The following is a 6311-nucleotide window of genomic DNA, read 5'->3' as shown; positions in this document are numbered from 1 at the left end:
CAATAGATCCTCCCCCTCTGGGGGAGGTGGCCCGAAGGGCCGGAGGGGGTCAGCCCGCCGCGGCGGCCGCCATGTCGCGCCACGGGCGCGCTTCGCGGCGGAAGCGGGGGTGGGTCTTGGAGAGCCGCTTGTCGAGTTCGGCCAGGGCCTCGCGGGCCTCGGCCTTGCGGCCGCTCTCGCCCAGGAACACCGCATAGCGGGCCATGCCCTCGAAACCGGGCATGTKGGCGGCGGCCCAGCGCAGGGAGACGTCGGCCTCCTCGGTGCGGCCCAGCGCGGCCTGGGCGCGGCCCAGGGCCAGGGCGGTCTGCGGCGTGCGGCTCTTTTCGCCCTGCTGGCCCAGGGCCTCGAGCAGCGGCAGGGCCTCGGCGGCGCGGCCAAGCTCGATCAGGCTGTTGGCGCGGGCCAGCATCAGGGTCGGGTCGTCGGCATAGTGGCCCTGCAGGGCCTGGGCGTAGATCCGCTCGGCCTCCTCGTGCTTGCCAAGGCCGCTGGCGGCGACGGCCAGGCGCGAGAGGTTGGCGACGGTCGGGGCGTCCTCGGCCTCGCGGCTGGCTTCGCGATACTCACGGTGCGGGTCGAGCGCCTGGCGGGCGGCGGTCTTCATCTGCTGGGCCTTGGCCCCGCCCATGAACTCCGGCGCGATCACGGCCAGCAGATAGATTAGCGCGCCGATCCACGGGAACATCAGGATGATGAACAGCCAGTACATCGCCTGGCCCGTGCGCACGACGTGGACGCACATGACGATCGAGAAGATCAGCGACAGGCCAAGAACGGGGAACATCGACAAGGGTCTCCGAAGACGTCCCGGCTATGTGTGGCCCCCATGCCGGGGCGTCAATCGGCGAGGCCTCTCCAAGGCGAGGTTTCGCCGCCCGCTCGCGCAGGTCCGCGCAACGTCGCCTCTTGCGTGTTCGACATGTGTCCGACTAGTGTCGTTATATTGCGAGAGTGCAATCCACTATGTGGGATTATCTCGCGAAGCACATAAGCAGACCGGGAAAACCGGCGCTTGGGTTGGAAACATAAGGGCGGGCCCATGGAGGCGCCGCCGTCAGGAGGGACCTATGTCGTCGTCGTCCTCTCGCGCCCTGAAGGCGGGCTGCTCGTTGGGTGTCCTGCTGTCCGCGGCCCTCCTGGGCGGTGCGGCGAGCGCCCAGACGACCCCTCCGCCCTCGGGCGAGACCACCGAGAACGCCGTGGAGGAGGTGATCGTCACCGGCTTCCGCGAGAGCCTGAAGAGCGCGCTGAACGTCAAGCGCCAGTCCTCGGGCGTGGTCGACGCCATCAAGGCCGAGGACATCGCCGACTTCCCCGACGCCAACCTCGCCGAGTCGATCCAGCGGGTGCCGGGCGTGTCGATCACCCGCGTGGCCGGCGAAGGCCGGACGATCACCGTCCGGGGCCTGCCGCCGAACTTCACCCGCGTGCGCATCAACGGCATGGAAGCCCAGTCGACCAGCGGCGCCACCACCAGCGACCGCGGCGCCAACCTTGGCCGCGGCTTCGACTTCAACACCTTCGCCTCGGAGCTGTTCAGCGGCATCACGGTGCGCAAGTCGGCCCAGGCCGAGGTGATCGAGGGCTCGCTGGGCGCCACGGTCGATCTCGACATCGCCAAGCCGCTGGACCAGAAGGGCCGCACCCTCGTGGTCGGCGGCTCGCTGGGCTACAACGACCTGTCGGAGAAGGTGGACAAGAAGTTCAGCGCCGTGGTCGGCGACCGCTGGGACACCGCCTGGGGCGAGTTCGGGGCCCAGGCCTCTGTGGCGTTCAGCAAGCGCAAGTTCTACGAGGACCAGTGGGGCTCGGGCGGCTGGAACCCGGCCACCGTCGACGGCGGCTTCTGTACGCCCGTGGGCCGCACACCCCAGAACCCGGCCACCAACGCCGCCAACGGCACCGACGCGCTGAACTGCGCCACCGGCGTGCCGCGCCCGGCCGCCAGCGACACGCTCTACGACCTGGGCAACCGCTCGACGGTGTTCTTCCCGCGCCTGCCGCGCTACGGCCGCTTCCACCACGACCAGGAGCGCACCGGCGCCACCCTGGCCTTGCAGTGGAAGCCCAGCGATCGCACCAGCTTCGGCTTCGACGCCCTCTATTCGAACTACGACGTGGTGCGCGAGGAGAACTGGCTGGAGGGTTTCTCTTTCGCCCGCGCCATCAGCCAGAACGGCAAGCCGCAGACGGCGATCCGTGAACTGATCCTTCGCGAGGCCGGCACGAGCCATACGGCCGGCGTCAACTTCGGCCAGAAGGTCTATGACGTCGACTACGCCCGCTTCGACGGCGTCGACGTGCGTTCCGACACCCAGCACGACGAGTTCCAGAACGTCTTCCAGCAGTACACCTTCACCGGCAAGCACGAGCTGACCGACAGCATCACCATCTCGGGCCTCGTCGGCTATTCGAAGTCGGACTACGACCAGCCCAAGACGACGACGATCATGTTCCAGCGGCCCAACGCCGGCATGACCATCGATTTCCGCGACGATCGCGACCAGCCCAAGATCACCCACGACTTCAACGTCGCCGACGCCAGCCTCTACAGCTTCGGCGCGCCCAACGCCGAGGTGCGGCTGTCGCAGATCTTCACCACCAACATCTACAAGACGGCCGAGCTGAACCTGGCCTGGGCGGTGGACGACGACCTGACCATCAAGTTCGGCGGCCACTTCCACGAGTTCTCGTTCGACACCTCGGCCCGTCAGCGCCTGAACAACTTCCTCGTGCCCACCCTGACCAGCGACCAGCTGAAGGCCGTGACCAAGGTCATCAGCGGCTTCGGCGGCAGCGGCATCAAGGACGGCGTGTTCCCGACCAGCTGGGCGACCATCGACTACGACAAGTTCGTCGACAGTCAGAACCTCTACAGCGACAGCGGCATGTACGCCCTGTCGCCCAATGTCGGCGGCATCCGCCGCGTCGAGGAGAAGGTGACCTCGGCCTATCTGCAGGCCGACCTTCGCACCGTGATCGGCGGCCTGCCGGTGCGCGGCGACGTCGGTTTCCGCATCGCCCAGACCGACCTGCGGTCGCGTGGCTACCAGGTCGGCCTGGTTCCCGAGCAGGTGACCGCCGAGAACAGCTATCACGACGTGCTGCCGTCGCTGAACTTCGCCGTCGACCTGCGCGACGACCTGGTGGTGCGCTTCTCGGCGGCCAAGGTGGTGGCGCGTCCGGACCTGACCTTCCTGTCGCCGGGCGGCAGCCTGAACCTGACCGGCACGCCATCGATCACCTCGGGCAACCCCGACCTGGATCCGATCCGCGCCACGACCGTGGACCTGGGCGCCGAATGGTATTTCGCGCAGGGCTCGGTGCTGGGCGTGGGCGTGTTCTACAAGGACATCGCCACCTATGTGCAGAACCAGTCGTCGCAGACCAAGTTCCGCCAGACCGGCCTGCCGCTCAGCCTGCTGGGCAATTCGATGCTCGACCCCGACCAGACCGACTTCACGATCACCCGCCCGGTCAACACCCCCGGCGGGCCGCTGAAAGGCATCGAGATCAACTACCAGCAGTCGTTCACCTTCCTGCCGGGCTTCCTGCGCCATACCGGCGCGCTGGTGAACTACACCTACGTCGACTCGCAGATCGACTACTTCCTGGCCGCCGGCGGGGTGACCACCAACGATCTCGTTGGCCTGTCGAAGAACGCCTATAACGCCACGCTCTACTACGAAGACGCCAAGTTCAGCGCCCGCGTCTCGGCCTCGTACCGCGACAAGTCGATCGTCGCCCTGCCGGCCAACAACCCGCTGCAGGACGTCGAGGGCTACGACGCCAACCTGACCTTCGACATGGCCGCCTCCTACCAGATCAACGACCGCATGAAGCTGTCGCTGGAGGGGCTGAACATCTTCGATCGCTTCAATCGGCAGTACATCGACTCCGACCGCGACAGCACCTTCGTCTACACCCACACCGGCCGGCAGTTTAACCTGGGCCTGCAGTACCGGTTCTAGGCTCGGGCAGGGGCGGCCTCCCTCGGGAGGCCGCTACTCGACCATGCCGCCGCGCGAGGGCGGGGTTGCCTTGGCCAGCTGTGCGGCCAACAGGGCCGAAAGCTCCTCGCGCACCTCTTCCCGGGACCGGCCGTAGTGCTGGGACAGGCCGTTGGCGACGTGCTGGGTCAGGTCGCCGATGATCACCGCCCAGGCGTTGGTCTCGTTCAGGCCGGGGACGTTCTCGTACATCCCGATGTTCAGCGTGCAGTGAAAGCCGCGATCGGCGATCCAAAGGCGGGCCATCTCGACTCCGTTCGGGTCGAGAGTGGCGGGCGGCGGAATCTGCAGCTCTTTGGCCATGTCGGCTCCTTCGCATCGAAAGCGGGTTTGCCGGTAGCCGGATTCGGTTGAGCGGAATCTACTCCGCGCGCGGCTTTTTCGGATCGGCCTTGGGCGAGGGAGCCAGGCGCAGCACCTCGGCCTGGTAGCGCTCGTCGTCGCCGGCGGCGGCGAAGGGCAGGGCGTCGGTGATCGCGTCCAGCAGCGGGTCCAGCCACTGGTGCTCGACCTTGTGGAAGTCGCCCAGCACGTAGTGCATGACCATGGTCTTGTCGCCGGGATGCCCCACGCCGATGCGGGCGCGGCGGAAGGTGTCGCCGATCTGGCTGGTCACCGAGCGGATGCCGTTGTTGCCCGCGGCCCCGCCGCCGGCCTTCATCCGAAAGCGCCCCGGAGCCATGTCGATCTCGTCGTGGAAGACGATGACGTCGGTCGGCTTCAGCTTGAAGAACTTCATGGCCTCGCCCACGGCGCGGCCGGTCTCGTTGTAATAGGTCTTGGGCTTGAGCAGCAGCAGCTTGACCGGGCCGTTCGGGGTGTCGACCTGACCCTCGCAGGCCAGGCCCTGGAAGCGCGCGCGCCAGGGCGCGGTGCCCCACTTCCGCGCGATGGCGTCCATGGCCATGAAGCCGACGTTGTGGCGGTTCTTCTCGTACTTGGGCTCGGGATTGCCGAGGCCGGCGAGGATCAGCATGGCGCGGTCAGTTCCGTGTCTATCGGCCCTGCGTCCTTCGAGGCTCCCCTGCCGGGTCGCACCTCAGGATGAGGAAATCAATGCAAGGCCCTCATCCTGAGGCGCCCGCGCAGCGGGCCTCGAAGGACGCACGACCCCAAACGAAAACGGGCGGACCCGAAGGCCCGCCCGTCTCTTAAGTCAGTTCGGTCGCTAAACCGAGCCGGGATCAGCCTTCGACGGTGGTGTCGCCGGCGTCCGACTGGGCCGAGGCCGAGGCCTTCAGGGTCGCGATCACGAAGTCGCGGTCCACGGCCGGCTTCACGCCTTCCGGCAGCTTCACTTCCGAGATGCGGATGGTGTCGCCCAGGTCGTGCTTGGCCAGGTCGATGACCAGCTCTTCGGGGATCTGGTCGGCCGGGCAGGCCAGCTCGACGGTGTGACGGATCACTTCCAGCGAACCGCCCTTCTTCAGGCCCGGCGAGGTTTCGTGGTTCTTGAAGTGCACCGGCACTTCGATCTTGATCAGCTGGTGCTCGCCGACGCGGAACAGGTCGAAGTGGACCGGCTCGTCGGTGACCGGGTGGAATTGCACGGCCTTGGCGATGACCGATTGCTTTTCTTCACCGTGCTGCAGCGTGACCAGGTGGCCGAGCAGCTTGCCGGTGTAGAGGGCCTTGCGGAATTCGTTGGACTTCACCGCGACGTTCACGGGGTCCTTGTCGCCGCCGTACAGGACGCCCGGGACGAAGCCGGCGCGGCGGGTTTCACGGGCGCCGCCGGTGCCGGCGCGCTCGCGGATTTCGACTTTCAGGATGATCTCGGCCATGTCTGTTCTCTCTTGAGGGCCCATGCCCTCGAAATGCGAAATCGCCGCACAAGGCCGGATTGCCCCGCTCGGTCGACGTTTTCAGGAGGGCGCCAAATACACGAAGAGGGCCGCCGGTGCAATCCGGCGGCCCTCTCGCTGTCAGCCGGGGAGGCTGGATCAGGCTTTCTTCTTCTTCACGGCCGCCGGCTTGGCGGTCGTCTTCTTCTTGGCGGCCGGCTTTTCCGGCGGCGGGGGCGGCAGGGGCTCGACCGGCATCGGCGCGCCCGAGGCCTTGATGACGCAGGCGCCGGTGTCGATCATGGCGTGCTGGCCCAGGCAGAAGATGTCCTCGTAGTGCGGCTTGGAGACGGCCAGGCACTGGTAGAGGTTCAGCTTGGCCATGTTCAGGCACGAGGCGCTGCTGGGCTCGGCCATGATCGCGTCGATGGTGGCCAGGTTCTCGTCGCCGGCCGCGCCGAGGGCGGCGAGGGCGGCCACGGCCAGGCTGCGGATGACGGCCGGGCGGTAGGGC

General features: G+C 67.4%; 5 protein-coding genes and 1 pseudogene. 1 reads left to right on the top strand and 5 read right to left on the bottom strand.

Features of this window, described 5'->3' with window-relative positions:
- Nucleotides 1–49: 49 nt before the first annotated feature.
- Complete coding sequence (locus AC1DCG_RS24795) at nucleotides 50–787, bottom strand: tetratricopeptide repeat protein (protein ID WP_477041738.1); 738 nt, start codon at nucleotides 785–787, stop codon at nucleotides 50–52.
- A gap of 283 nt (nucleotides 788–1070) precedes the next feature.
- On the opposite strand from AC1DCG_RS24795, the gene AC1DCG_RS24790 reads away from it, so the two are divergent.
- Entirely contained in the window at nucleotides 1071–3974 is a 2904-nt protein-coding gene (locus AC1DCG_RS24790) for a TonB-dependent receptor (RefSeq protein ID WP_477028415.1), read from the top strand.
- 33 nt (nucleotides 3975–4007) lie between these two features.
- Here AC1DCG_RS24790 and AC1DCG_RS24785 read toward each other — a convergent pair whose 3' ends face one another.
- The 4 genes and pseudogenes from AC1DCG_RS24785 to AC1DCG_RS24770 all read right to left on the bottom strand — a co-directional run.
- Nucleotides 4008–4316 carry a DUF5076 domain-containing protein gene (locus AC1DCG_RS24785; protein ID WP_477028414.1) on the bottom strand — a complete coding sequence of 103 codons (309 nt, stop codon included), beginning with the start codon at nucleotides 4314–4316 and terminating at the stop codon, nucleotides 4008–4010.
- A 58-nt stretch (nucleotides 4317–4374) separates the two neighbouring features.
- Nucleotides 4375–4989, bottom strand: coding sequence for an aminoacyl-tRNA hydrolase (pth, locus tag AC1DCG_RS24780; RefSeq protein ID WP_477028413.1), 615 nt, complete (start codon nucleotides 4987–4989; stop codon nucleotides 4375–4377).
- A gap of 208 nt (nucleotides 4990–5197) precedes the next feature.
- The gene (locus AC1DCG_RS24775) at nucleotides 5198–5797 is read right to left on the bottom strand and encodes a 50S ribosomal protein L25/general stress protein Ctc (protein WP_165261393.1); all 600 of its coding nucleotides are present in this window, start codon (nucleotides 5795–5797) and stop codon (nucleotides 5198–5200) included.
- 159 nt (nucleotides 5798–5956) lie between these two features.
- A pseudogene (locus tag AC1DCG_RS24770) lies at nucleotides 5957–6311 on the bottom strand (hypothetical protein); the annotation flags it as partial.

Source organism: Caulobacter sp. 10L414 (assembly GCF_056395525.1).
This window is presented reverse-complemented; position numbering and strand designations above follow the sequence as displayed.